18 protein-coding genes and 4 pseudogenes are annotated in these 23684 nt (G+C 58.9%); 13 read left to right on the top strand and 9 right to left on the bottom strand.

Going from position 1 to position 23684, the window contains the following annotated elements:
* On the top strand, positions 1–303 hold a 303-nt coding region (locus tag HHL24_RS39415; protein WP_169490694.1), incomplete at its 5' end, for a porin.
* A gap of 385 nt (positions 304–688) precedes the next feature.
* Positions 689–1150 carry a reverse transcriptase family protein gene (locus HHL24_RS39410; RefSeq protein WP_230417764.1) on the top strand — a complete coding sequence of 154 codons (462 nt, stop codon included), beginning with the start codon at positions 689–691 and terminating at the stop codon, positions 1148–1150.
* Between the two features lie 303 nt (positions 1151–1453).
* Here HHL24_RS39410 and HHL24_RS39405 read toward each other — a convergent pair.
* The 7 genes and pseudogenes from HHL24_RS39405 to HHL24_RS39375 form a co-directional block, all read right to left on the bottom strand.
* Positions 1454–1708 (bottom strand): annotated as a pseudogene (locus HHL24_RS39405) (ATP-binding protein); the annotation flags it as partial.
* A 116-nt stretch (positions 1709–1824) separates the two neighbouring features.
* Positions 1825–2529 (bottom strand): hypothetical protein, encoded by a 705-nt coding sequence (locus HHL24_RS39400; protein WP_206003218.1) that lies wholly within the window; start codon positions 2527–2529, stop codon positions 1825–1827.
* Positions 2516–3493: an ATP-binding protein gene (locus tag HHL24_RS39395; RefSeq protein WP_097275960.1), complete on the bottom strand. Its 978-nt coding sequence runs from the start codon at positions 3491–3493 to the stop codon at positions 2516–2518. The genes HHL24_RS39400 and HHL24_RS39395 overlap by 14 nt, the downstream gene beginning before the upstream one ends.
* A gap of 24 nt (positions 3494–3517) precedes the next feature.
* Positions 3518–5521 (bottom strand): helix-turn-helix domain-containing protein, encoded by a 2004-nt coding sequence (locus tag HHL24_RS39390; RefSeq protein WP_169490693.1) that lies wholly within the window; start codon positions 5519–5521, stop codon positions 3518–3520.
* Positions 5518–6153 carry a hypothetical protein gene (locus tag HHL24_RS39385; RefSeq protein ID WP_120311689.1) on the bottom strand — a complete coding sequence of 212 codons (636 nt, stop codon included), beginning with the start codon at positions 6151–6153 and terminating at the stop codon, positions 5518–5520. Before HHL24_RS39385 ends, HHL24_RS39390 begins: the two co-directional genes overlap by 4 nt.
* A 430-nt stretch (positions 6154–6583) precedes the next feature.
* Positions 6584–6940 (bottom strand): annotated as a pseudogene (locus tag HHL24_RS39380) (IS110 family transposase); the annotation flags it as partial.
* A 254-nt stretch (positions 6941–7194) separates the two neighbouring features.
* Positions 7195–8085, bottom strand: coding sequence for a LysR substrate-binding domain-containing protein (locus HHL24_RS39375; protein WP_169490692.1), 891 nt, complete (start codon positions 8083–8085; stop codon positions 7195–7197).
* A gap of 193 nt (positions 8086–8278) precedes the next feature.
* Between HHL24_RS39375 and HHL24_RS39370 the strand changes: the two genes are divergently transcribed.
* From HHL24_RS39370 to HHL24_RS39360, 3 genes and pseudogenes are all read left to right on the top strand, one after another.
* Positions 8279–9418 (top strand): M20 aminoacylase family protein, encoded by a 1140-nt coding sequence (locus HHL24_RS39370; RefSeq protein WP_169490700.1) that lies wholly within the window; start codon positions 8279–8281, stop codon positions 9416–9418.
* Positions 9419–9456: 38 nt separating this feature from the next.
* Positions 9457–10644 (top strand): porin, encoded by a 1188-nt coding sequence (locus tag HHL24_RS39365; RefSeq protein ID WP_169490691.1) that lies wholly within the window; start codon positions 9457–9459, stop codon positions 10642–10644.
* A 76-nt stretch (positions 10645–10720) separates the two neighbouring features.
* A pseudogene (locus HHL24_RS39360) lies at positions 10721–11344 on the top strand (MFS transporter); the annotation flags it as partial.
* Here the strand turns inward: HHL24_RS39360 and HHL24_RS45225 are convergent.
* A complete protein-coding gene (locus tag HHL24_RS45225; RefSeq protein ID WP_407947552.1) occupies positions 11345–11785 on the bottom strand; it encodes an Abi family protein in 441 nt (146 codons plus the stop codon).
* Between the two features lie 1446 nt (positions 11786–13231).
* Here HHL24_RS45225 and HHL24_RS39350 point away from each other — a divergent pair.
* The 6 genes from HHL24_RS39350 to HHL24_RS39325 all read left to right on the top strand — a co-directional run bounded on the left by HHL24_RS39350 (position 13232) and on the right by HHL24_RS39325 (position 20049).
* Positions 13232–14047, top strand: coding sequence for a hypothetical protein (locus HHL24_RS39350; RefSeq protein WP_169490698.1), 816 nt, complete (start codon positions 13232–13234; stop codon positions 14045–14047).
* Positions 14044–14238: a hypothetical protein gene (locus HHL24_RS39345; RefSeq protein WP_169490689.1), complete on the top strand. Its 195-nt coding sequence runs from the start codon at positions 14044–14046 to the stop codon at positions 14236–14238. The genes HHL24_RS39350 and HHL24_RS39345 overlap by 4 nt, the downstream gene beginning before the upstream one ends.
* A gap of 849 nt (positions 14239–15087) precedes the next feature.
* Complete coding sequence (locus HHL24_RS39340; RefSeq protein WP_169490688.1) at positions 15088–15417, top strand: hypothetical protein; 330 nt, start codon at positions 15088–15090, stop codon at positions 15415–15417.
* Between the two features lie 492 nt (positions 15418–15909).
* Positions 15910–17049, top strand: coding sequence for a sensor histidine kinase (locus HHL24_RS39335; protein ID WP_206003217.1), 1140 nt, complete (start codon positions 15910–15912; stop codon positions 17047–17049).
* 485 nt (positions 17050–17534) lie between these two features.
* The gene (locus HHL24_RS39330) at positions 17535–18413 is read left to right on the top strand and encodes a DUF748 domain-containing protein (RefSeq protein WP_329606817.1); all 879 of its coding nucleotides are present in this window, start codon (positions 17535–17537) and stop codon (positions 18411–18413) included.
* A gap of 289 nt (positions 18414–18702) precedes the next feature.
* On the top strand, positions 18703–20049 hold the full coding sequence (locus tag HHL24_RS39325; RefSeq protein WP_169490687.1) for a PQQ-dependent sugar dehydrogenase: 1347 nt from the start codon (positions 18703–18705) through the stop codon (positions 20047–20049).
* Positions 20050–20535: 486 nt separating this feature from the next.
* On the opposite strand, the gene HHL24_RS39320 is transcribed toward HHL24_RS39325, so the two are convergent.
* A complete protein-coding gene (locus tag HHL24_RS39320; RefSeq protein ID WP_169490686.1) occupies positions 20536–21117 on the bottom strand; it encodes a recombinase family protein in 582 nt (193 codons plus the stop codon).
* A gap of 174 nt (positions 21118–21291) precedes the next feature.
* On the opposite strand from HHL24_RS39320, the gene HHL24_RS39315 reads away from it, so the two are divergent.
* A complete protein-coding gene (locus tag HHL24_RS39315; protein ID WP_169490685.1) occupies positions 21292–22764 on the top strand; it encodes a Mu transposase C-terminal domain-containing protein in 1473 nt (490 codons plus the stop codon).
* Positions 22765–22918: 154 nt separating this feature from the next.
* A pseudogene (locus tag HHL24_RS39310) lies at positions 22919–23584 on the top strand (AAA family ATPase); the annotation flags it as partial.
* Positions 23585–23684: the final 100 nt, after the last annotated feature.

Raw genomic sequence — 23684 nt, 5'->3', positions numbered from 1 at the left:
GTCGTGACGCTCTACGGGGCGTGGGCGATGACAAGTGACGTCAGTACCCCTACAGGCAGCCATACCTACCAGGCGGGTTTGTCGATCCCCTTCTCACCTGCCGACTTCCTGCTTGCAGAGTGGGCGCGTACGCAACGGTCCGGGCCTACCACTGCGGCCAACAGCCTTCGCAACACTGCCTCTCTCGGCTACGACCATCTTCTGTCCAAGCGGACGGACATTTACGCGATTTACTCTTTCGACAAGCTGAGCGCCCACCCCACCGGCAACACATTTGCCGTTGGCATCCGGCACACATTCTAGGATGGCGTAGGCCGCATTAAATGTGTCAGTGCGCCGGGAGACCGGCAAGAAGTAAAGAGTGCAAGTCTCTTACAACGAAGGTCTAGCAAACCACGTTGTCCCCGAGTCATGCGCAGTGTGTCGCGAGACATGCGGCGAAGCGTTGACAGGGGTACGTGCGGGGCAGCCATTGAGCCGCGATAGTTTAATTGTCCCGAGCGCCGACGCCGTTGACACTGCGGAAGGCAACACGACGGAGCGCGATAATTGCGAGCACTCCGTCGGCTCGGCGTGGTCGAAGACCCTGGCACGCACGCACGCTCCTTGTTCGGGAACCGGGAGGTCTCCGGTCTGGCCTGTTGCAGCATGGGCAGGTCCGCATCGGGAAGGCGAGGAGCCGTAGCCGATGATGAACGGACGGGAGAAGTCAGACTCCGCCATATTAGCGATGAAGCCTGCGAACAACGCCGGGGAACCGGCTGCGGAGCAGGTGGAGCGAAGGGCGGGGACCACGGGGAACACGGATCAGTCCAACACGTGCCGGGCGCAGAACCGGGCAAGCGTGCCACAGGGACTGGAACGTGTACGGCAAGCTGCAAGGCAGCGGAAGAAGGAGCGGTTCACCACACTGCTGCACCATGTCTCGATCGACCGGCTCAGGGAATCGTTCCATGCGCTCAAGCGCAATGCGGCTCCGGGCGTGGACGGCATGACATGGCGGTACTTCGAAGCGAAGCTGGAGGACGACCTTCAGCGTCTGCACGCGCAAGTACAAAGTGGTGCGTACCGGGCACTGCCTGTCCGGCGGCAGTACATACCCAAGTCGGATGGGAAACAGCGCCCGTTTGTGGCGCGACAATCTGGATGAGAGACGCGCGACAATCAAGTTGAGAATGTCGCGGCAGAAATGATGATGCCGATGTTGATTGACGCTGGCAAGCGTTTATTGATTGACGTGCGGCGTTGATTGACGCGGGCGAGTGGGTGTCGCGCGACAATCAAGCTGAAGCGATCAGTCGATGAGGATTGCTGTGTAATGGTGACGCCGCAGGTATTCTGGCTGCACGACAATCAGATAAGAATGTGGTGGCGTGGAAGGTGAATCCGGGGTTGATTGACGCCGGCTAGCTTTGCCTGCGAGCCGCGCGTCAATCAGGATGAGAACAGCGGGTCATTCGGTGAGGTCGATGCCGTGCTGATCCTCCTGTGTCGGTGGCACGCCAACGTTCTTTGGTGTCGCTCGACTGGCCGGGCGTCCAGGTCCCTGCTGCTTGCGCTGCAGGGCAGTACGGCGACGGTAGCTTTCGACGTTCAGCTCAAAGATGGTCGAGTGATGGACCAGCCGGTCGACAGCGGCCACCGTCATGGCCCGGTCGGGGAAAACCTTGTCCCATTCGCCAAACGGCTGGTTGGCCGTTATGCGTAGACCGAAATAAATCTGTCACAAGTTCGCTAGTAAATCTGTCAATTCGCCTAAATGCAGCGCCGGCGGCGAGAAAAATCACGAGAATTCAACAGGTTGTCGGACGCGAATTAAAAGTGTCACCGCCTCATGGCGCGTAAGTCGTCAGCCGGCGACCGTGGACGTTGCTCAGGACGAGGGACGTCCATATTGTCGTCCGAGCGAACACGCAATCGATGACTGATGGCAGCGCGGTCCCGCCTGCGCATTGCCGGGGTTGTCGAAAGTAGCGAAAGGCGCCCGTAGCTGAAGTGCGAGTGGCACGAGACGCATCGGAACGGTGCTTCGACGAGGCTGGTGTTGACGATGTAGGGCGTCTCTTCCCCACAGTGCAGGCATCGCGTTTCGAGCGATTGCCGATGCGCAGGACAACGGTCTTCATCGTTGAGTTGATACAGCACACTGTGGTAGCCATGTGCCGCGCACTGTCGGCAATACCGGAAAGCGGGGTGGTAGCGACCAGGGACCGCCGCGTCGAGCAGCGATGCGTGCAGCACGTTCTCGGGCAGGCGCAACAGACGACGAAGGCGCATGAGGTTGACGACCTCGCGCACAGGAGCCACGCCTACAGACGGGTCAATATCGGGGTCTATCAGTTGAACAAGGAAATCGGCAGCGAGTGCGTTTGCGCAGCCGAACTTCCACAGAATCGAGACCAGTGATTCTCCCGGTACTAGCCATTTGAGATTGAAGACGCTCCCGAGCGCCAGACGGAGTTCGCGCTCGTCAAACGCCAGAATCGGGAAACGAGGCGGCTTAAGCGCCGCCGGGTTACGCCGTCGCAAGCACGCGTCCGGTGGCATGTCGAGACTGAACGTAACCGCAGTGACGTACCGAGTGAGTCCACAAAGCCGCGTCGGGGCAGTAGCCTGGTGCGTCCTTGAGCTCGCTGTCCTTGAGCACGATCTCGACAGCGCGTGCGAATGATTCCATGGGCAAGTCCAGGATCCCTGGCAAGCTCGCCTTGTGGTGTGCGGCCTCGAACGCCTGCCACAGAACGGTGGCGTCGCTGGTCAGTCGATAGCCGGCGTCGAAGGACTGAGGCACATAGAAGCGCGTGAAGCTCCAAGGGGTCCGCTCGGGATAGGCGGTCTGGTCGTAACCATTAAGGCACGTTGCGACATCCTCGGCGTTGCGGATGCCGGAGAAGGCAAGTTCTTCGACCATGAGACGCGCGACAATCTGCGTCTTGTGCGCAACCTGGAGTGCCGTCTTCTGTGCAAGCAGTTCCTCCTGTCCAACGAGAAACGTGAAAAGTTTGATTTGCTGACGATCGAGCGCGTCGTGCACGTCCCGCAGCCATTCGTACTCGTGGTCATTCAGTCTCTGCGCCTCGTCGCAGAACAGGATCACGGTGCCACTTCCGGCCCTGGCGGCAGCCTCGCGAATGCGCAACGAGAGTCGCGTTCGTTTGGTCGACGTTGTGCCGGCATTCGGACAAGTGTCGCCGACCGCCTCAAGCAGCGTTGCGAAGAACGGGCCCTCGGCGTGCCGCGGCTTGTGCTCGCACTGCGCATGGTACGTGGTGATCTTCGGGTATTCGCGTGCGAGTAGAAGCCGCACGTATTCGATGGCGCGGGTCTTGCCAACCCGCGACGGGCCATAGATGAGCGCACCCATGATCCGATAGCGAAGACAGCGCGTGACGAGTTCGTAGAAGCCTTCGATCGCGGGTGTAGCGAGACGGTAATTGCCAGTGACGAGTGGATGCAGCGATGGATCGACCGGACGCGGTATCTTAAGCGACATGACACACTCCCTAAAATGAAGAAGTTAAAAGACTTGGCCGGTACCAATCGAGAGCTTTCGTGGACGCACCGGCGTGGGTGGCGGAAGTGAGGCGAGCCCGTCGGTTTGCGATTGCGTCGATGATTGCGTGCGCGCTGTAACTGCAGTTTCGCTCTCGGCGGGACGGCTCGGCCCGAGCGGCGTGCGTACGGTCGATGCCGACGCCAGCGACTGCTTCGTACGGGCAAGATCGGTCGCCGCCTTGCGCGTCTTCTTCGCCTGTGTGAACTTCTCCTGAACGTAGGCTTCGATCGGATTCATGCCGGCGTCAGAGAATCGCTGGCGCTTGCCTGACTGTTTGCAGATCTCCTGACGTAGCTTGAGGTTGTGCGGCACCAACTGCCACGCGCCCTGAGCGTCAAGTACGCCCAACTCCGTGCCATCCGCGAGAAAGGCCCGTACGGAGCGAAGATCGTCCGCGTTCATGTAGATCAGCAGACGCTGGCCGATCAGATGCGTACTGGCAGCAAGCACACGGTTTGTGTAACGGACGCGGTAAAGGTTGATGTGCGGACGCACACCCTGCCCGATATAGGCCCGAACGCGGCACTGCCTTGCCGATTGCATCAGACAGAGCGTTCGGCGACGCTGTTCAGCGAGCCACGCCAGCAGCGTTTGCCTGCCACGCACGAAGTACTCCATGGCTTCCAGCGGCGTCGCGTTGTTGAGGCCGGTGTGGGGCGTACCGTTGTAACTTGAGATGGCGTACTCAACCAGTTCACCCAATTCGTCAAGGGAGACGTAGAGGCGCAGGTCGCCTTTAGGATCAGCGAGTGCCCGACGCAGGTCTCGTGGATGAGAACCGGTGTAGCCGGGTAACCGAGATGAGAGGCGACTGGCGATCGTGCCGAAGAACCGCTCGATATAAGGCCGTTCGTCGGGACTGTATTTCGGTCCGGCGTCAGCCACGCAGCCAACGAACTCGCATAGCGCCGTCAAGGTCTCATTCGCGAGATTTGCCTTCGCGTTGTCGAGCTTCATCCATTCCCAGGTTGCATACGCCAGTTCGGGTAGGCGCTCCGACGGAAAGCCGTCCTGCGTTCCACGGGCGAGGCCAGCTATCGTGAACGCCCGCGCGTGATGAGGTTCGAGTGCATTCTCGATTGTCTTGATGACGTCGTAGCGGCTGTATTCTCTGGCTAACGCGATGTGGAAACCGAGCACGGCGCGCGTACACACGTCTATGATTGCAAGGAGCCAAACCCTCTCCATCTCGAACTCGTGTGCAAAGCCGAGTGGATCGCGTACGACAACCTTGAGCCGGATGTCGAGCCGGTGGCCGTCGAATTCGACGACCTGATACGGACGCGTCGCCGCGGGCGTACCTGCTGCGTCGAGGCGAGGCAAGCCCTTGAGGTGCGACGCTCCGGCTGAGCGGGCCGCCGTCCCGAACGTGCGCAACATCTCCACCTTTAAGCGTCGTGACAGCGAACGGAGTGCACGGTCGGCTGTGTTGAACGGATAGTCACCTGCCGTCAACCCTACCGACCGACATTGGTGCAGGAAGTCATCGTGTAGAGATTGCAGACCGCGCAGGCGAGTTCGTAAGTGACCGTCGGTATGTATCTGCTCAAGCAGTACCCTGCGACGTTTGACCTGAAGAAGCAGCCACCCTGCAAGCGCCGGATAGCGTTCAAAGAGTTGCGCCAGAGCGCCAGCGGCGCCTCGACTGCCGCGTTCGCCGTGTACCTGTACGTCGCGCACTCGCTCATACTCTGCGATGCGTATGTAGCGGATAAGTCCCCGAAAGCCGAAAGGACGCCCGTCAGGATGCTGTTCCTGCGCGCGTTCGAGCCAGCGGTACAGTTGACGGCGATTGATACCGGCGGACTTCTCAATTTCCCTGATCGATTCCCCGGCGACGTAGCGCAATATGGCCTGTTGGCGCTTCTCGAACATGTTCCTCGTCGCCTGGTCAAACTCGGTATAGGCGACAGTGGGCCAGGCGCTAACGTCGATCGCCTGCAGATCTGGTTTGCGGCGATTCATAAGGTTGCCTCCGTAGCCACGAATGGGGTGAGCAGGGACAGGGGTTGCGTTTGAAGCTCGTGTGAGCTGACCCGGCCGTCATGAAGCAGACCAAACAAGGCAGCGCGAACCAGAACAGGATCGGTGGACGAGAATTCCCGCTCGATATCGAGCAATCGTTGAGATTGCTTCAGGAAACGGGCGATCGTTCCGGACAGCGTTGACGGAATGAGACCGCGGTTGGTGACAAGGTAGGGGAGCATCCGCTGCCAGTTGTCGAGCCATACACGCGCAGCGGCTAGTTCAGCCGGCGCGACAAACCGGATCAGTAACTCGTTTTCCTCATCGTCGCAGGGGAATGCTGTAACCGATCCATCAATTTCAGATTCTATGAGGATAACTAATTCTCGCAGATCGACGTAATGGACCCAGAAGTCAGCGAGACGACGGGACCCGTTGATCATCACATAGCCTGGGCGTTCGCAAAACGCAATCACTTTGGGATTCGTCTCAAGGAGCAGCCATTGGTCGAGCAGCGGACGCCGGTAAAACATGACGCGGCGCGCAAGCTTCGGGCTGAATGCTTCGAGCCGGTGACCGCCGCGTGGACGGGCGAGCGCGACTGGCTCCGGAATATACAGAGAATTTTCCATAAGTCAGGGCCTTACGGACGGGATTCGAAGTGTAGGAGGCGAGGTGACGAATTTAATACGGACTTATGCGAATTGACGCTTTTATTTCGTTCGGACTGTAAGCAAAAATGTCACTTCAACGGCGCATCGGCCCGATATTTCGAGGCTCCGTCGGTGACACATTTAATTTGGCCTACGTCATCCTCAAGTTGATATAGCACGCTGTGGTAGCCATGCGCAGCGCACAGTCTGCAATATCGGAAAGCCGGGGAAGGCCGCGCGGGAACTGCTGCATCAAGCAAAGATGTCCGCAACGTGCCTTCAGGGAGTCGGAGTACGCGGCACAGGCGTGCAAGTTCGATACCGTTGCGGAAAGGTGCTACGCCGATGGACGGATTAACGCACGGACTGATCAGATGCATGAGCACATCGCCGGGCAGCACGTTGGCGCACGGTTCTCGCGCGGATAGACATAGCCCTCGGGCAGCAACCCGAGCCTCAGCAACTGCGCCAGATACGCCGCGTCGGCGAAATCTCCGCTGTGCTTGAGTCCGTCGTATTTCCTGATGGCGGCGGGGTGGGCCAGGTGGACCCGGTAACCTGAATCCATCAGTCCGTCCACCAGCCAGTACCAGTTGTACGTGCTCTCTACGACCACACCCGTCAGTTCGTGCTGGTACGGCTCAAGCGCCGCCGCAAGCTGCGCAAGCTCGTTTGGCAGGCGCTTCTGGTACACGATGCGGTCGCTATCGTCGCTGACGATCACGACGCAGTTGTTCGAATGAAGGTCTATGCCACAATAGTTCATGTCGGTCTCCGCAGGGTCAAAGTGCGTCTCGCAAACTGACTTTAACCCTCGTCGCATAACCGCGGCGAGGAGGCCGGCTATATGATCATCATTCCGTGTCCATTAGCGGATGGCCGAGGTCATGTGCTAACGGACGTTTCAATTTCGAACTATGCGCAGGTTGGTTTGTGCCATTCGGCTTGAACCGGAATGGCTACAGGCTGAGTCACGATGGCCAACTTTGCGTCACGCCTCGCGAACGTCGCCGCGGGGCCTCACGCATTCGCTGCGTCCGTGATGCAACGAATGAAATACTCAGACGGGCGCGTGAGGATCGCGCTTTCGCGTTGCATAAGTCGCAGTTTCGAGTCGCGCGATGTTTGTATGAATTCGAGCTTGCAGAACTGTCCGCGCACATTGACAGAGCCAAGCGCGTGAGACGACCACGCAACGACCGCATCAACCGTGGCCGCGAGGCTGTAAAGAAGCGCTTGAGATGTACAGAGGGTCATGCGGCGCGGCGCTGGCAAGCCGTGCTGTCCGAACAATTCAGCGAGGTACGCTGGATACGCACTGGTAGTGTCCGAATATAGCCACTCGGCGTCGCACAGATCTTTCAATGATGTTGCATCCGCCAGCAGACCGTTTTGCCGCACTGCAAATGCCATCGGGAACGTCGCTATTTCGACGCATTGGATAGACGGATCAGAGACGACTTCTGAAGACGTGGCTAGCGCAAAGTCGAGCGTACCTTGGCGCAGGCTGTCGAGCAACGTCGAAGGTGGTTGTTCCAGGAAACGCACCCTGATGTGTGGCATGTCCTGCCGAAACCGCTCATAAGCACCCGGCAGCAGGGTTAGCGCGCTTATCGGCGTCACGCCAACCGTGACAGTCCCTTCAAGCGCACCGCGCTCCATCGCCATCTGCTCCTCGGCCCGTGCGAACTCGCCAACGATCAGGCGTGCACGTCGTAACAGAGAAGCTCCAGTGGACGTCAGCGTCACGCCGCTCACGCTGCGGGCAAGAAGCGTAATGCCGATATCAGACTCGAGTTCGCGAATGGCTTTGGTAATAGCCGGTTGACTGACAAATAGCGCCCGCGATGCTCCGATGATGCTGCCCTGATCTGCGACCGCTACCAGTGCACGGAGTTGATGGAGTTTCATGTCCGCAAGTCTCCCACACAATTCTATAACCCTTGGTTATAGGCATCATACTTTATCATTTTTTTGTTCATATCCACAGCCTTAGACTGCCCTTCGATCCGCGCTGTGTCTGATTCAGCGCGACATTGCAAACCTGTCTGAGGAGCTGGCGTTGTCCCGAACTGTAGATATTCATCCTGATATCCGCGAGCACATGGCGGAATTTGTCGAATTGCGTCAGCGTATTCATTCCCGTCCTGAACTCGGTTTCGAAGAGACCGAAACGAGTCAGCTAGTTGCGCAGAAGCTGCAGGAGTGGGGATATGACGTAACCGAAGGCGTGGGCGGTACCGGCGTGGTCGGGCAACTGAAGGTCGGCGATGGCTCACGCAGGATCGGCATCCGCGCTGACATGGACGCGTTGCCGATCATCGAGAATACCGGGCTACCTTATGCCAGTCAGGTGCACGGCAAGATGCACGCATGCGGTCATGATGGTCATACCGCGATTCTGTTGGCGGCTGCCCACTACCTGGCGCGTACACGTCGGTTCAGGGGCACCTTGAACCTTATTTTTCAACCAGCTGAAGAGGGTCTGGGCGGGGCGCTGCGGATGATCGCGGACGGCCTGTTCGAGCGGTTTCCTTGCGACGGGGTATACGCCCTCCATAACGCGCCCGGATTGCCCGTTGGGCAATTTGTCGTGCAAAGCGGGGCCGTGGCGGCTTCGTCAGACTCGGTAACGATCACGCTGACGGGCAAGGGCAGTCACGGCGCCATGCCGCACTTTGCGCGGGACCCGGTCGTAGCAGCCGCAAGCATTGTCATGGCGCTTCAGACCATTGTCTCGCGAAACATCTCGACGGCAGACGCGGCGGTCGTAACCGTGGGTGCAATCCAGGCTGGCACCGCTCATAACGTCGTGCCGTCGACGGCAAAAATCCTCGTCACGGTGCGAACCCTCAACAGAGCGGTTCAGACGCTGATCGAATCACGCCTGCGTGAGATCGTCGAGTTCCAGGCTCGCAGCCTGGGTGTCGATGCGGAAATCAACTACAAGGCGATCTCGGGCGTCCTGGTGAATACGCCGAAAGAAACCGCGTTGGCCCGGGAGGTAATTACAGCGGTGGTGGGTGCTGAAAACATCTTGCCGGTACCCCCTGGAAGAATGGGCAGCGAAGACTTCTCATGGATGCTCGATAAAGTACCCGGCTGCTATGTCGCACTCGGCAATGGCGCGAAGGGCCATGGCAGCTGCATGATTCATAACCCGGGTTATGACTTTAACGATGAAGCGTTGCCGGTCGGCGTCAGCTATTGGGCCCGCCTGGTCGAACAGTATCTGACCGCCTGACGTCAGCTGCAGACTCCCTACTAGAATCAAGACCTGAGATGAAATATATAAAGACCGTCTGTGTTGCGGGGATCGTATGGTTCTCTCACGCGGCTTACGCAGACTCGTTTATCCAATCCAACTTGTCCACGTTACCGCAATACAACACCGCTCTCCTGAGCAATGGTATTTCGCTCTATGGTGTCGTCGACGTGGGCCTCAATTACCAGAGCGTTGGGGGAAAATCGCTCTGGCAGATGCAGAGTGGTGGCGTGCATACATCGCAGTTCGGTTTTTTTGGTCGGGAAGATCTGGGCGGCGGTCTGAAGGCCGTATTCAACCTGGAAAGCGGCTTCGAGCTTAACAACGGAAGTCTGGAGATGAGCCAGACGTTGTTTGATCGTGAGGCGTGGGTCGGCCTTAGTTCGACGACATGGGGTGATCTGCGCGTTGGACGTCAGCCGAGCGCAAACCTGCCGGACGTGGCCGACCCGTATGGAGAGGTCGTCACCAACTCCGTCGTGACCTGGCTCGCTGGCGGCGCGGTTCAGACTAGAAAGGGTATCGGCTACAACGCCGACCTTGGGCCAGGGTCGAGCCAGGTGCTGGTCCGCGAGAGCAATGCAGTAAGCTGGACGACCCCTCGCGTCGCAGGCCTGGGAGCCACATTCCTGTATGCATTCAACGGTACACAGGGCGTCGCCCCGTATGCTTTGAATGAAGGTGTCGTAGCCTCATGGACGAACGCCTCTCTGTATCTTGCGGCGGCTTATAACCAGGTGTGGAGCACGCCTGTTGCGACGGCGTCAGGAACGCAAACCGTGCGTAACGACATATATGGCGTTTCGGCTATCTACGATGTCGGCACATTTGTGTTGTCGGCCGCGTTCGATCAGGTGGCGCCGCATCTCGCGGGCAACGGTATTGCGCGTTCGTATATGTTGGGGGGAATTCTGCCATTTGGGCCTCATGCGCTGCGAGCGTCGTTCGTCTATCGCGACACCTCCGGTGTTCGTGACGACGCAGGGCTACCGGCAAAAGATTCGGCGCTGGGTGTGATGCTTGGTTACGACTACAACCTGTCAAAGCGCACCGGATTGTATGCCCGTGCGGGTTTGATCCGGAACTACGGTATTTCATCCGTCATCCTGAACGGAACGCCGCTACCCACACAACCGGGCTCCGCAGCCCCTGAGCAGGGTACGACACCGTTGACCGTATCTCTCGGCATGTATCACAAGTTCTGAACTCGAACACAACAATCCCACGCTGAGTCAGCGCCCTCTATATGGGCGCCGCTCCAGCGCGATCTCCAGGTTTCATATGAAGACTCCCTGTTCTACCGATGCACTACCGTACGTAGAGGTACCCGTCGGCGCGGCCAATGCAGCCATGCAACGGCGGGTCATCGTGGCAACAGCGCTAGGCAATGCCCTCGAAATATTCGATTTCACGGTATACAGTTTTTTTGCCGCACTTATTGGCAAACTTTTTTTCCCGGTTGACGGCCGGCATGGCTCGCTTCTCCTGTCATTCGCAACCTTTGGGGTCGGCTTTGTGATACGGCCGATTGGCGGCATTGTGCTCGGTGCCTACGCCGATCGTCGGGGCCGCAAGGCTGCGATGATGCCAACCATACTATTGATGGCGCTTGGCACAGCTATCATTGGCCTGACGCCGACCTACGCGCAGATCGGTCTTGCCGCGCCGCTTCTGATTCTGGGTGCCCGCCTGCTTCAGGGTTTCTCGGCGGGTGGTGAGGTCGGGGTCTCAACTACGTTCCTGATGGAGTCAGCCGCTCCAGGTACGCGTGGCTATCTGGTCAGTTGGCAAATGGCAAGTCAGGGCGCCTCAGCACTTGCGGGGGCACTGTGTGGCTTCGTGCTGACCCATACTCTATCCGTAGACTCGCTCGAAAGCTGGGGATGGCGTGTGCCTGTTCCGATTTCAAAGCCGAGAGTGGTGTGCTGAGACGTTGCGCACGAAGTTCAATGCGCGCAACCGAGATTCCAGCGTCGGACCGTCGACGCCATAGCATTGCGCGATGCGCCCTTGATCCCCGTACTTCATGCCCGCGTAGAACTTCGAAAGCAGCCCGAAATCCCACGTCTCGGTGGCTACCCAAATTGGCATCCTGCCAGCGTACCGCTGGATATGATGCGCGACGAAGTCTTCTTTGGCCTTCTTTTGCACGCCGTCGTTGTATCGCTTCAACCGTTCCGCGTGTTGAAAGCGAGCGTCCAGCAGAACCGCGCATTCGTGGGCGAGGCGGTGACGCCTGCCAAGGAGATGCGCCACGTCTACCCGGACGGCAACTTCAATGCGCTCAATGGCATCCAACACGAGCAAGCGCAGGGCGCGGTCGAAGTCGTAGAAGTCAACGGCCAGCCGGAACGTCGCGCCATCCTGGAAATCGTCCAGGCATGCCGCGCCGTTGTTCGGATCGGGCTTGCGCTATGGGAACCAGTAGCCGACCAAGCGGTAATAGCCGATTCGCTGCAATATAGCAAGCGCGGCACCTTCGTCGTTGATCCCCAAGTTTCTGCGCTTGAGCAGGCTGATTTGTTCGGCGTAAGGAAGATGTAGCTTCAGCGGGGAATACGGCGGCTGTGGCACTGCTACCATGGCGGCTTGTATGAAGCTACAAAAGGAAATCCCCCACATGAGTTGCCGGTTTTCACCGGGCCCAGAGGTGAGGGACATATTGCGGCGCATGGTATCAACGATTCCTGTTGCGCGCAACGCAAATGTGCGTAAGAAGCAGACCGGCTTCTGGACAGTTGTTAGCTCTGGCTCGCCGCCGTTGGTTTGCATAAATCTGTTCCTGCGTGCGGCCAGTCGAAGTGGGGCTCGCAGAGGCGCCGGGAACAAGTTTGGTTCAGGAAGCTTTGCAAAAAAAATGGTTCCTCCGACGAGCGTTTGAGGCAATCTTGTAACTTTCCTGACGCCTCCCGCACGTTGCCGATTTTGAATTCCGATGAAAGCGCTCCTGCTTGAGGTTACCCCGTGCGGTGAGGGGGAGGTTGAGCTTTTGGTAGCGCGGGGCGCTTGTTTCACGCCTAGAGGCTAGGATGAACAGGTTTCTGCAAGAAGCGGGAACAGTTTTATGCAAACCGACGGTTATGGACCCTGACCAGATGCTCCATCGATGCCTCCCGAAATACTGTATAAAAACACAGGACTGGTGAATCTATACCGGCTTTTGGCTGATTGCAACCACCAGAGAGCACGTCATGCCGGGCGTGCCCCACTGTTGCAGAGTGACCTTAGCGCTGGGTCGCGCGGGATAAGGGGCGGTAACGAACATAATCCGATCGAATTCGTTGGCAAGGGCGACGAACTCCCGTCGGGCCTTTCGTCCGATAGCGCGAGTCAGGATGGGCTGCGCGAAGCGAAAACGAAGGTGCGCAGGACCGGGAGTCGAGCAATCGAAACAAACCAGGCCTGCCCCCCACGCGGCAAGCAGAGACTGCGAAGGAGGCGCTTGCGCGCAGCATGTCCTAGACATCTCTGAGTTCCGCGGCGAGCTGTTGCGGCTTTTCAGTCTCCGGCGCCATGACCTGTTGGCACGGCAAGACGGGAATCGCTGCGCGATACTCGCCATCGAGCGGGGTGGCGTGGTACGGTTCCGACGCACGCGCGGCGCTGAAGCGGCCGGCGTCAGGGGCCTGTCGCTGCCGCCACGCGACGTGTGGCAGCCGGGATTTTCTTCAGCGAAACCACGGCGAGCTCAATCGAAAATGCGTTGGCCAGAATCGGGAAGCCTGACCGCTGCGTGAACGAACCTGGAATGCACGTGCGCGGCCCGGCGGGAGCTGCTCCTTTTTGTACAAGATGCCCATATCTCTTACACCATTCTTTCGCCAATACCTGGAGCGAGCCTACGGTGCGCTGGTGCAGACGGAAACCGCCCGTCGCTGGTTGTCGGGAACCTTCCGGCTGGACGGTGACGACTTTGCTACCGGAGAACCCATAGAATTCGTCGAAGGCCGGGTCCTCCAGAGCGAGGAGTTTGCCCGCCTCCTGATGATTTTCGACGGAGGTCGGGTTCACGCGCAGAACCAGTTGGACTTCGGTCCCGACATGTCTCCGCCCGGCATCTACTTTACGTCAGTGAACCGGCAGGTCATTCATCAAGGTCACAAGAATCGCATTGGACTGATCCGGATTGACGAAGCTGAGCAGGGACTTTTCGTCGAGAATCTGGAGGAGCCTCAACCCAATGAGGGCAATCTGGCGCCAGGTGGCGAAACGGACTACCTGCAAGGGCTGCACGTCGATCATCATTATCTCGCCGATGACGCGCCGCATTTCCTGGGCACCATTTCATTTGCGCTGTGCGCAATGACTGCACACAACCTCGGCTTCGCTTCGATCTCGCTGATCGCTGGAGGTGGTCGCGGCTACAATGCACAGATGATCGGTTACCGTTACTGGCCGAAGGTCGGGTTTGACGCGGAACTCTTTGACGGTGAGACGGCTGGAGTGCCGCACCTCGTAACGTGCCGTACGGTGCAGGACGTCATTGCCCGCGACGCGGCTTGGTGGAGCGCAAACGGGAGTCAGCGGCTGATGGAGTTTGACCTCCGCGAGGAAAGTACCAGCTGGCAAAAGCTGCTAGACTATCTCGACGAGAAGGAGTTGATATGAGCCATGCCCTGAAATCGAAGGCGCAGCCGGATGTCGCTGCTGCGGGCACGCGCAAGGGCGTGCGGCTGTCGCTCGCGTCCATTCCCGCATTGACAAAGGACGGCAAGGCGAAGCTGCGGGCAGCCGCCCGCAATCCCGGGAAGCGCCGTCTTCCCGAGTTGCCGGAATGGCGCAAAGCCGAGTCGAAGTAGAAAAAGGGCCTTCGGGCCCTTTTTTATTTCCCGCATGAATTGTCCGCGAGACGTGCCGCGTCGCATTCAATTTGACATAATGTTAATTAACAACAATTGAACGATCGTGCTTTTATTGGCATGAAACCTGCCGTCCCGTGAAAGCCATCGTCCATCAACCACCGCGTTACCGGCTCGCGAAGTCACGGGGTGTGGGGAGCAATGGAACAGGGAAGTCAGTTAAGTCCGGCGAACTCGCCTGACGTAGAGGTCGGGGGCAATGACCTATCGAGGCCGCGCTATGTCCATTCTGGCTGATGAGCGAGAGTTCGGTACACGGTTGGGCGGGAAACCGAAAACAGCTCGGCTAGATCTGCGACTTCCAGCGATACATGGCGGGGAAGTTCGAGCGCGATGTGACGCCGATAACGAGTGTGCCGTGGACGGCTTCGACGCGATGATCTAAGGGCAGTTCACGGCCCATCGCCGACATTCGACCTACCGGCTCGAATGGCCGTTGTGGTGCGGTATTGGGACGTCTGCTAGTTCTTGAAAGCCGACACTGCGGACCAGCGGCTACCACCGTAGTGTCGTAGAAACACTGCAGCGACAAAGCCGAAATTGGGAAATCGAGCGGCCAGTGAAGTGGCGTATGAGATCGCGGCCGATAAAGACTCCATGAGAAGCAGGTTGCCGAAGCCATCCTGACTATCTCACCGCAACGTATAGACAATCGCCCGCTCCATCGGAGCCGGCGACACCTGGATCAGCCCGGAAAAGGGAAGGCAACAGGAACTCGAGTACCCGATCTCATGGCGGATTCGGAAAGTTTACGCATGTTTCGGTCGCGATCAGTCGAGTCTACAGGGCTTGATCAGCATTGCCGCCCTGCTCGAACACCTGGCCGAAGCGATGAAAACGGATTCCGGTATGCGTGACTACATGCATCTCGGTGTCACTGGCGAATGGACCGAGCTTCGGGCAATGCTCGCGTCTTTCCCACTTTGGGACGTTGTCCAGCAGGACCTGGCGACCCAGATCGGCCATCTGCGGCACGCTGTCACTGTTGGCCATTCGATTGCAGAAACGATTCCTCCCGGCGACATCGCTGACCCGAATTTTGAGATCGATCGCAGTCACATTCAAGGGGGCAGAATTTTCGCCGTCGATGCGCGTGATGCAATCGCGAAATTGCTGTGAGGCGATCCTCGTTTTTGGCATCGGTAGCAGCTTGCCGGGTCCGTATGCGAACTATGCGACTAGCGGTGACCGGCCACAAGTGGTGCGGGGGCTCGCCTGGCTGCGTCCGGTGAATGTGCGCCTAAGCCATGCCGCCGCGGCATGGAGGGCTCAGTGGGGTTCCTCACGGGTACGACAGGCCACTCGCCCCGCATTCGCCGAAAAAAATACCCGAACGTGCAGAGCGCGTAATATGGTCTATAGCGGTAGTTATTACTTGAAAGGGACTGCGGTCTCACATGTCGGGCGTCAAGGGCATTTGTCGCGGCAGGCGTGTATCGCGGTCCCAGGAAGCCGGCCCATCGTTTTTCTGAACGTGAGCGCCACGCCATGGTGCTTCGACATCGTTGGCCGACACGTGCCAGTGAGCAAATTCCACGTCGCCGTGGGTAGCGCGGCTGTGCCGCTGGCGCCACTCATAGAAAGACGAAACCAACATCCAGGGGGCGCCTCATGATGCACGTTTTTCTGGCAAGCAACCGCAATGCACTGATAGAACGGTGTCGGGCGAAGGTGGCACAGAGGCCCGCGCGCGGGGCAACCGCGCAGCAGCTTCAGAACGGTGTGCCGCTGTTCCTGGATCAGCTCATCAGGACGCTTCGAATGGAACAGACGTCGGAGCCCCTGGACAGCCGCAAGATTTCAGGTCCCTCGGGGGGCGGGGCGTCTTTATCCGAAATCGGCGAGTCAGCGGCGCAGCACGGGCGGGAGTTGTTGAAGCTCGGGTTCTCGGTTGACCAGGTCGTCCACGACTACGGGGACCTGTGCCAGGCCATTACAGACCTCGCGTACGAGCGCGATGCGCCGTTTCTGGTAGACGAGTTTCGAACCCTTAACCGCTGCCTGGACAATGCCATTGCCGATGCGGTCACCGAGTTCAGCTACCAGCGCGATTTTGCCGCGGCAGACAGGCAGGCGATTGAGCTGCATGAACAGCTCGGATTCTTCGCGCACGAGCTGCGCAACTTTCTTCAGACTGCCACGCTTGCGTTCGCCGCCGCCAAAACCGGAAATCTAAGTCTGTCCGGCGCGACCGGGGCGGTGCTCGAACGAAGCCTGGACGGACTGCGCGATCTGATCGCCCATTCGCTGGAAGAGGTTCGGGCGTCATCTGGCATTTCCGCGCAAACCAGAATGTTTCCGGTTGCCGCCTTTATCGCGGAAGTCAAACGTGCCGCTGAACTTGCGGCCCAGGTCTGTGGCTGCGAATTGACGGTGTCCGCCGTGGACCCACGACTGGCCGTCAGCGGGGACCGTGACCAGATTTATGCTGCGTTAGGCAACCTGATGCAGAACGCTTTCAAGTTCACGCATCCTCACAGCGAGGTAACGCTGGACGCGTACGCCGTGTCGGATCGCATCCTGATCGACGTGAAGGATCACTGCGGAGGTCTTCCGCCCGGGAATGCGGAACGGATGTTCCTGCCCTTCACCCAGAATGGCGAGGACAGAACAGGTCTGGGCCTAGGACTTTCGATCGCACGACGTAGCGTCGAGGCAAATAACGGGGTTCTGAGCGTTCGGGACTTACCTGGCATCGGGTGCGTCTTCACGATCAGCCTGCCCAGATATGCAACACCAGCGGCAAGCTGACCATCGCTGCTGCCAGGTCGACCGACGCCTACCACGCGATTGCGACGAACGTGAAAGCCGTGCCCCAATGCCCCCCCGACAGCGCGTCGCGAGCGAAAGCGGAATGGCTAGGTGTCTTAAGGGCTTCGCCAGAATGTGGGACCCACGGTACCGCTAATTGATAGAAAACGAAGGCATAAAAATTGCGCCAATTATCGCATCGGCCACCCCGCTCGGCGCGACAAGGAGAACACGACATGTCCGGATCGAAAAGCGGACGGACGATATTCCGAGTCGGTGGAACGATCGCCATGATCGTGCTTGCGGGTATGGGCGGTTGGCTCTTCGTCGTTCATGAACTGAAGCAGCGAGTTCTGGAAATGCTCGGCCCACTCGGGACTGCCGAGCGCATCGACGTCAGCTTCAACCGCATTACGCTTACACGCGTCCATCTGCGAGCGTCGCAAAACTGGCCGGCGGCTGACGTTTTTCGGGCCGAGCGCGTCGTGTTCGACCTCGACATGCGTGCGCTTCTGTCAGATCGGGTCCACGTTCTCAATGTTAGAGCCGAGGGCTATTACCTCTCGGCTGTACGGTCGGCAGACGGTCACATGCGTCTGCTGGCCAACCTGAGCCAGTCGGCGCGAGAAGCCAATGGCCAATCCGTAGCAGCCGCCACGCGCGCAAGCGGCGACAAGCTCATCGACCACGTCGCACTGGGGCACGGAACGATCGAGTTCTTCGATCAGACAGTGCAGAAGCCGGCCTATCGAATCCTGATTACGGATGTGCGCGCAACGATCGACCATCTGCATTTCCCCGACCTCACGGACACGTCCACGTTTGACCTGACCGGCTTGATCAAGGGCCCATCGCACACAGGGGGCGTGTCGGTCGCAGGCTGGATCAAGATTGCCAGTAGTGATTCGCAGACGCACGCCACCCTGCGCAATGTGGATATTTCCGAACTCGATCCGTACCTGCCGAAAGAGGCCAGTTCGAAAGGGAAAGCACGAAGTAGCACGATCGATCTGACACTTGATGCAGCAGTTCGCAATTACCATATACATGCGCCGGGGACGTTGACGTTGAACCATTTTCAGCTGGCCGAGAACAGCAACGGGAATCCAGTTGACAAGCTCCTCTCGATTCCTGGCAAGGCCGCGGTTGCCGCGCTGACGGACCACCAAGGGCAAATCAGATTGAAATTTGAACTGGACGGCAACGTGCGCGATCCGAAATTTTCGCTGAACGAAAGCCTGAGCGAGCACCTGGCTGCTGGCTTCGCGAATGCGCTCGGCGCCAGCGCGGCCGGTGTCGCGAAAGGGGCCGGCGAGACCATGGAAGGAATAGGCAATGCCTTACTCAATCTACTTCCTAGATGATGTCCGCATTATCGCGTTGCCTTGTTGTGCTACGTCTGAAGGATAAAAGCAGGCAACTCGGCCGCGCGCAGACGGTGCGCCAATGCGCCCGCGTTCCTCCAGACGTTCGAGCCGCTGTTGTTTCGTTACAGCCGCCAAGGTAACGTCCAACAAGACCAGAAAGCCGGGCAGCCGAGGTCTTTCGATCGAAGCCATGGAGCAGTTTGCAGCTTGGTGCGCAACGTCTCAGGCCGGTTTCTTGCTATTCCTCCCAAACATCATTAACCAACGCTCATCGCTGGTAACCCACATGCGCCTGTTGAATCGTCTGGCTGTTGCACTGGTTTTGCCGCTGGCCTCCTGCGCGATCGGGCCATCAAGTTCAAGCGATACGGGCTTCGGCGCGTCGCCCGCCATACCGGCTCCGCAATCGACCTTGATTCCAATGGTCAACATCGCGCCCGTCCAGGCGCGCGCTGCCGGTTCTCTGCCCACCGCTCCCCGCGGTTTTGCTGTCACCGAATTCGCCAGTGGGCTCGCACATCCGCGCTGGCTTTACACGTTGCCCAACGGTGACGTACTGGTGGCGGAAAGCGACGCGCCTAAAGAACACGATGAAGGAAGTGGCATATTCGGCTGGATCAGGCGGCAGGTCATGCTGCGCGCAGGCGCCGGTGTGCCGAGCCCTGATCGCATCGTGCTCTTGCGCGATGCGAACGGCAGCGGAGTCGCTCAAATGCAAACTGTGTTTCTCCGTGGCCTGCACTCGCCGTTCGGAATGGCGCTGATTGGCAATCAACTCTACGTTGCCGATACGGACGCCCTGCTGCGTTTCGACTACGTGACAGGGGCTACCTCGATCGCAAGCCCCGGTGTCAAGGTTGCCGACTTACCGGCGGGCCCGATCAACCATCACTGGACAAAAAATATCCTCGCCGACCGCTCCGGCAAACATCTGTATATCACGGTGGGATCGAACAGCAACGCTGGGGAAAATGGAGTCGACGCCGAAGAAGGCCGAGCGCGAATCCTCGAGTTCGACGTGGAAAGCGGCCGCTTGCGGCCCTATGCAACAGGATTGCGCAATGCCAACGGCCTCTCATGGCAACCGGAGAGCGGCGCCTTGTGGACGACCGTGAACGAGCGGGACGACCTCGGCAACGACCTTGTGCCCGACTACATGACAGCAGTAAAAGAGGGCGCGTTCTATGGCTTCCCATACAGCTACTACGGCCGGCACATCGACACTCGCGTCAAACCTCAACGCCCCGATATGGTTGCGAAGGCCATCGCGCCCGACTATGCCCTCGGCAATCACACGGCGTCGCTAGGTCTTGTCTTTTACGACCAGACGTTGTTCCCACCGCATTACCGGGGCGGCGCATTTGTCGGCCAGCACGGCTCATGGAATCGCAAGCCGCGCACCGGTTACAAGGTCGTGTTCGTGGCATTTGTGGATGGGAAACCTGTCGGCGCACCTGAGGATTTCCTGAGCGGTTTTCTGACGGCTGACGGCCACGCCGTTGGTCGACCCGTCGGCGTGGCGCTGGACGCGCACGGGGCATTGCTCGTCGCTGACGACGTGGGCAACGCTGTCTGGCGAGTAGCGCCGCGTGACAACGTTAAATCGGCAGACATTGCGCCGGCAGGGAAATGACATTGCCCTTGGCCGTTTCGCTCGAAAGCCGGGCGGACGCAAGGTTGTCTTGCCGATGAGCGCTGCTCGCTCTGCCAAAGCAGCGCGCCTGCGACCGTCCCCCGGGATACGTGACCGGTCAGCCGATCACGCCGCGGCCTCACAACGTCAAGCCGAAACGTGATTCGACAGGAGGGGCGCCATTACCTACGACGACATTTTCACATGCGCCGCCGATTGCTACTTTTGTCTGGCCGAAGTCAGTTTGCGAAAGTTGATCGGAACAATTGCTCCCGTCAACCCCGACGTCACCGGAATTTCAAGAGGCGGTTACTGAACGATTGTCGGCCGTTCCCGAAACCCCATTCAGTGACTCTTCGTGGCCGGTCTGTGCCTTTCAGGCAGGCGCCGAGCGCGCAGCTCCGTGTCGCATATATCGCGAAACCTGCGATATATGGTGGGCACCATGGCTGCAATTTCTCCATAAATGACGGTGACTTCTGCGCGCTATGCGCTGCCTGGTTGCCGAGCGAGAGTTCGGTATACGGTCGGACGCGAAACCGAAAACAGCTCGGCCAGGTCACTGATGGAATGGTTGCCGCCGTCATGCATCCGGCGCAACTCTTTCTGTTGTTTGAGGGAGAGTTTGGGCTGCTTCCCCCGAAGTTTACCTTTGGCGCGCGCGATAGCCATTCCCTCGCGCGTGCGCATACGAATCAGGTCGGCTTCGAACTCGGCGAAGGTGGCAAGGATGTTGAAAAACATTTTGCCCATCGGGTCAGTCGGGTCGTACACGCTTGAACCAAGGGCTAGTTTCACACCGCGTGCGATCAGGGAATCAGCAATATCACGGGCATCCGGTACCGACCGGGCTAGCCGATCGAGTTTCGGGACAACGAGTGTGTCACCGCGACGAACGGCGGCCAGGGCCTGATCCAGCCCTGGCCGCGACCGGTTGGTGCCGGTCAATCCACGATCCGTATAGATCCGATCTGGCGCGACGCCGAGTTCGACGAGCGCGCACTGTTGGGCGCTCAGATCCTGTTTGTCGGTGGAACAGCGAGCGTAGCCGATGAGTGTCTTCGTCATGCAGAAAGTGTACGTTAAAGGGCCGTTGAATGATAAATTCATCGTACCATCTAAGTGAGACGCTCAGAGCCGCGATTTCCATCAGCTCGCGCCGTGGGTGTTGAGTGTCCGTTGAACGATCCTCTTACGGACACATTGGCGAGGCGGCATCCGGTTCAGCATGGAGTGTTCAACATGACTTCAGGCAGTGGAGGCAAATCCGATCTGACCGGATTAGCGGCCGTCCGGCTTAAAGAGTCGATGACCCGGTTCGCTGTGCTCAGGCCGCATCTTGAAGATGGTGTTCCCCTGTCACGAGCAGCGGCCGACGCCGATATCTCGATCCGAACCGCCGAGCGCTGGCTCACCCGATACCTGGGCGGCGGACTGGTGGGCCTCGCCCGGTCGGCACGATCCGATCGCGGATCGCGGAAATTAAGCGCTGAGATGGTCGGCCTGATCGAAGGCATGGCGCTGCGAAAACCCCGACCATCGGCGGCGACGCTTCATCGCCGCATAGTCGAAGTCGCACAACAGCAGGGATGGTCGCCACCGTCTTACAGCAGTATTCACTCGATCGTCGCCGCACTGGACCCGGCACTTGTCACGCTCGCGCACGAAGGTCACGCCGCATTTCGCAACCGATTCGAGATGGTTTATCGGCACCGCGCCGAGATCCCGAATGCGATCTGGCAGGCCGATCACACCGAATTCGACATCCTGATCCTCGACTCGAATGGCGCGCCTGTCCGCCCCTGGCTGACAACTGTCATTGACGATCATTCGCGGGCCGTCGCTGGATACATGGTGTTTCTCGGCGCGCCTTCATCATTACAAACGTCGCTCGCTTTGCGGCAGGCGATCTGGAGAAAGTCGGATTCGCAATGGCCCGTTAGCGGCATCCCTGACGTGCTCTATATCGATCACGGCAGCGATTTCACCAGCACTCATCTTGAACAGGTTGCAGCGGACCTGCACTTCCAAATCGTGTACTCGGCTGTCGCCCGGCCGCAAGGTCGGGGCAAAGTGGAGCGGCTATTCGGCACGTTGAACACGGAGCTTCTGCCCGAGCTTCCGGGACACCTGAGAGGCGGCAAGCCCGCCACACCACCGAAATTATCGCTGTCCGAGCTGGACGCAGCAGTCGGCGCTTTTATCATCGGAACCTACAACACGCGCGTGCATAGTGAAACCGGTACGACGCCAATTCGGTCATGGGTTGGCAATGGCTGGCTGCCCCGAATGCCCGATAGTCTTGAGGACTTGGACATGCTGCTGGTGATGGTGGCGAAGTCCCGCGTCATCCATCGCGACGGCATCCACTTCCAGGGCCTGCGCTATCTTGCCCCGACGCTTGCGGCTTACGTTGGCGAACCGATCACGATCCGGTATGACCCTCGCGATCTGGCCGAAATACGGGTGTTTCATCGGAACCGCTTCCTCTGCCGTGCGGTAAGCCCCGAACACGAAGCCGAGACCGTCACGCTCAAAGACATTCAAACCGCCCGCACCAACCATCGAAGGTCGCTGCGAAGCCAGATCAATGAGCGGATCACTCGGGTCGTCGATTTCCTGCCTGACCGTGCCCGAGAATCTGATCGCCAACCCGAGGTCGAGCATCGCAAGCGCCATGTGAAGCTGCATACCTACAGGGAAGACAAATCATGACGACCAGTTCCGCTGGCCGTCGAGCCCAAAACTTCATCGTTACGAAAGAGCACCGGCGATTTACGGAATTTGCAGACACTGTGCGCCGTCACCGCTACATTGGCCTGTGTTATGGAGCTGCCGGCATCGGTAAAACTCTGCTCGTCGTTATGCCCATTGGGACCTGGCCGAGCCGTTGCTCCTTTCGTGGGGGCCACGTGACCCATCCGACGCCAAAGTCTATTCGGCAGTGGCCCGCGCGCGCACCATTTTTTACACGCCCACTGTAAGCGGTCCGTTGAACGAGTTTCGCAAAGAGGTCAAGCTGCTCAGCAGCCGAGCGAGCATTTGCATTGAAGAGGCCAATCAAGCTGCAAAGAAAGGTCACTGCGATCGAGATGCCGCAGGCATCGAGTTGTTAATCGTTGATGAGGCCGAGCGCCTATCAACCTCGGCCCTTGAATATGCTCGCGATCTGTTCGACCGGACAAATATTGGCCTCATCCTCGTGGGCATGCCGGGTATCGAGAAACGTATGGCGCGCTACCCTCAATTGTTCAGTCGTGTGGGATTCGCTCATCACTATCGCCCGCTCTTAAACGACGAACTGTCTTTCGTCCTGACACGGCATTGGCGGCGACTCGGCCTCACCCTGGATCAGGCGGATTTCACTGACAGCCAGGCGATTGCAGCAATCGCGCGCATCACCGCTGGGAACTTCCGTTTGCTCCATCGACTGTTCGTGCAGATCGACCGCATCCTGCGCATCAATGACCTGAAGGTGATTACCGAGGATGTTGTCGAGGCCGCGCGCAGCACCCTCGTAATCGGTGTCACATAGCGACAAATAGCGCTGGAATTTTCCCGCCATTTATCGCTGAAGATCACACGCGCGGCTACGGCGAACCGCTAAATACTGCGATCACGGCAATCACGACCCG

Source organism: Paraburkholderia polaris, from assembly GCF_012927345.1.
GTDB classification, from domain to species: domain Bacteria; phylum Pseudomonadota; class Gammaproteobacteria; order Burkholderiales; family Burkholderiaceae; genus Paraburkholderia; species Paraburkholderia polaris.
The sequence above is the reverse complement of the archived record's forward strand: the minus strand, read 5'-3'. Positions and strand labels throughout refer to the sequence as shown.

Excerpts from the sequence above, each read along its gene's own strand:
- HHL24_RS39410 (WP_230417764.1), top strand. The coding sequence starts at position 689 with ATGATGAACGGACGGGAGAAGTCAGACTCCGCCATATTAGCGATGAAG.
- HHL24_RS39335 (WP_206003217.1), top strand. The coding sequence starts at position 15,910 with ATGATGCACGTTTTTCTGGCAAGCAACCGCAATGCACTGATAGAACGG.
- HHL24_RS39345 (WP_169490689.1), top strand. The coding sequence starts at position 14,044 with ATGAGCCATGCCCTGAAATCGAAGGCGCAGCCGGATGTCGCTGCTGCG.
- HHL24_RS39370 (WP_169490700.1), top strand. The coding sequence starts at position 8,279 with ATGGCGGAATTTGTCGAATTGCGTCAGCGTATTCATTCCCGTCCTGAA.
- HHL24_RS39365 (WP_169490691.1), top strand. The coding sequence starts at position 9,457 with ATGAAATATATAAAGACCGTCTGTGTTGCGGGGATCGTATGGTTCTCT.
- HHL24_RS39320 (WP_169490686.1), bottom strand. The coding sequence starts at position 21,117 with ATGACGAAGACACTCATCGGCTACGCTCGCTGTTCCACCGACAAACAG.
- HHL24_RS39315 (WP_169490685.1), top strand. The coding sequence starts at position 21,292 with ATGACTTCAGGCAGTGGAGGCAAATCCGATCTGACCGGATTAGCGGCC.
- HHL24_RS39325 (WP_169490687.1), top strand. The coding sequence starts at position 18,703 with ATGCGCCTGTTGAATCGTCTGGCTGTTGCACTGGTTTTGCCGCTGGCC.
- HHL24_RS39375 (WP_169490692.1), bottom strand. The coding sequence starts at position 8,085 with ATGAAACTCCATCAACTCCGTGCACTGGTAGCGGTCGCAGATCAGGGC.
- HHL24_RS39350 (WP_169490698.1), top strand. The coding sequence starts at position 13,232 with ATGCCCATATCTCTTACACCATTCTTTCGCCAATACCTGGAGCGAGCC.
- HHL24_RS39395 (WP_097275960.1), bottom strand. The coding sequence starts at position 3,493 with ATGTCGCTTAAGATACCGCGTCCGGTCGATCCATCGCTGCATCCACTC.
- HHL24_RS39385 (WP_120311689.1), bottom strand. The coding sequence starts at position 6,153 with ATGGAAAATTCTCTGTATATTCCGGAGCCAGTCGCGCTCGCCCGTCCA.
- HHL24_RS39390 (WP_169490693.1), bottom strand. The coding sequence starts at position 5,521 with ATGAATCGCCGCAAACCAGATCTGCAGGCGATCGACGTTAGCGCCTGG.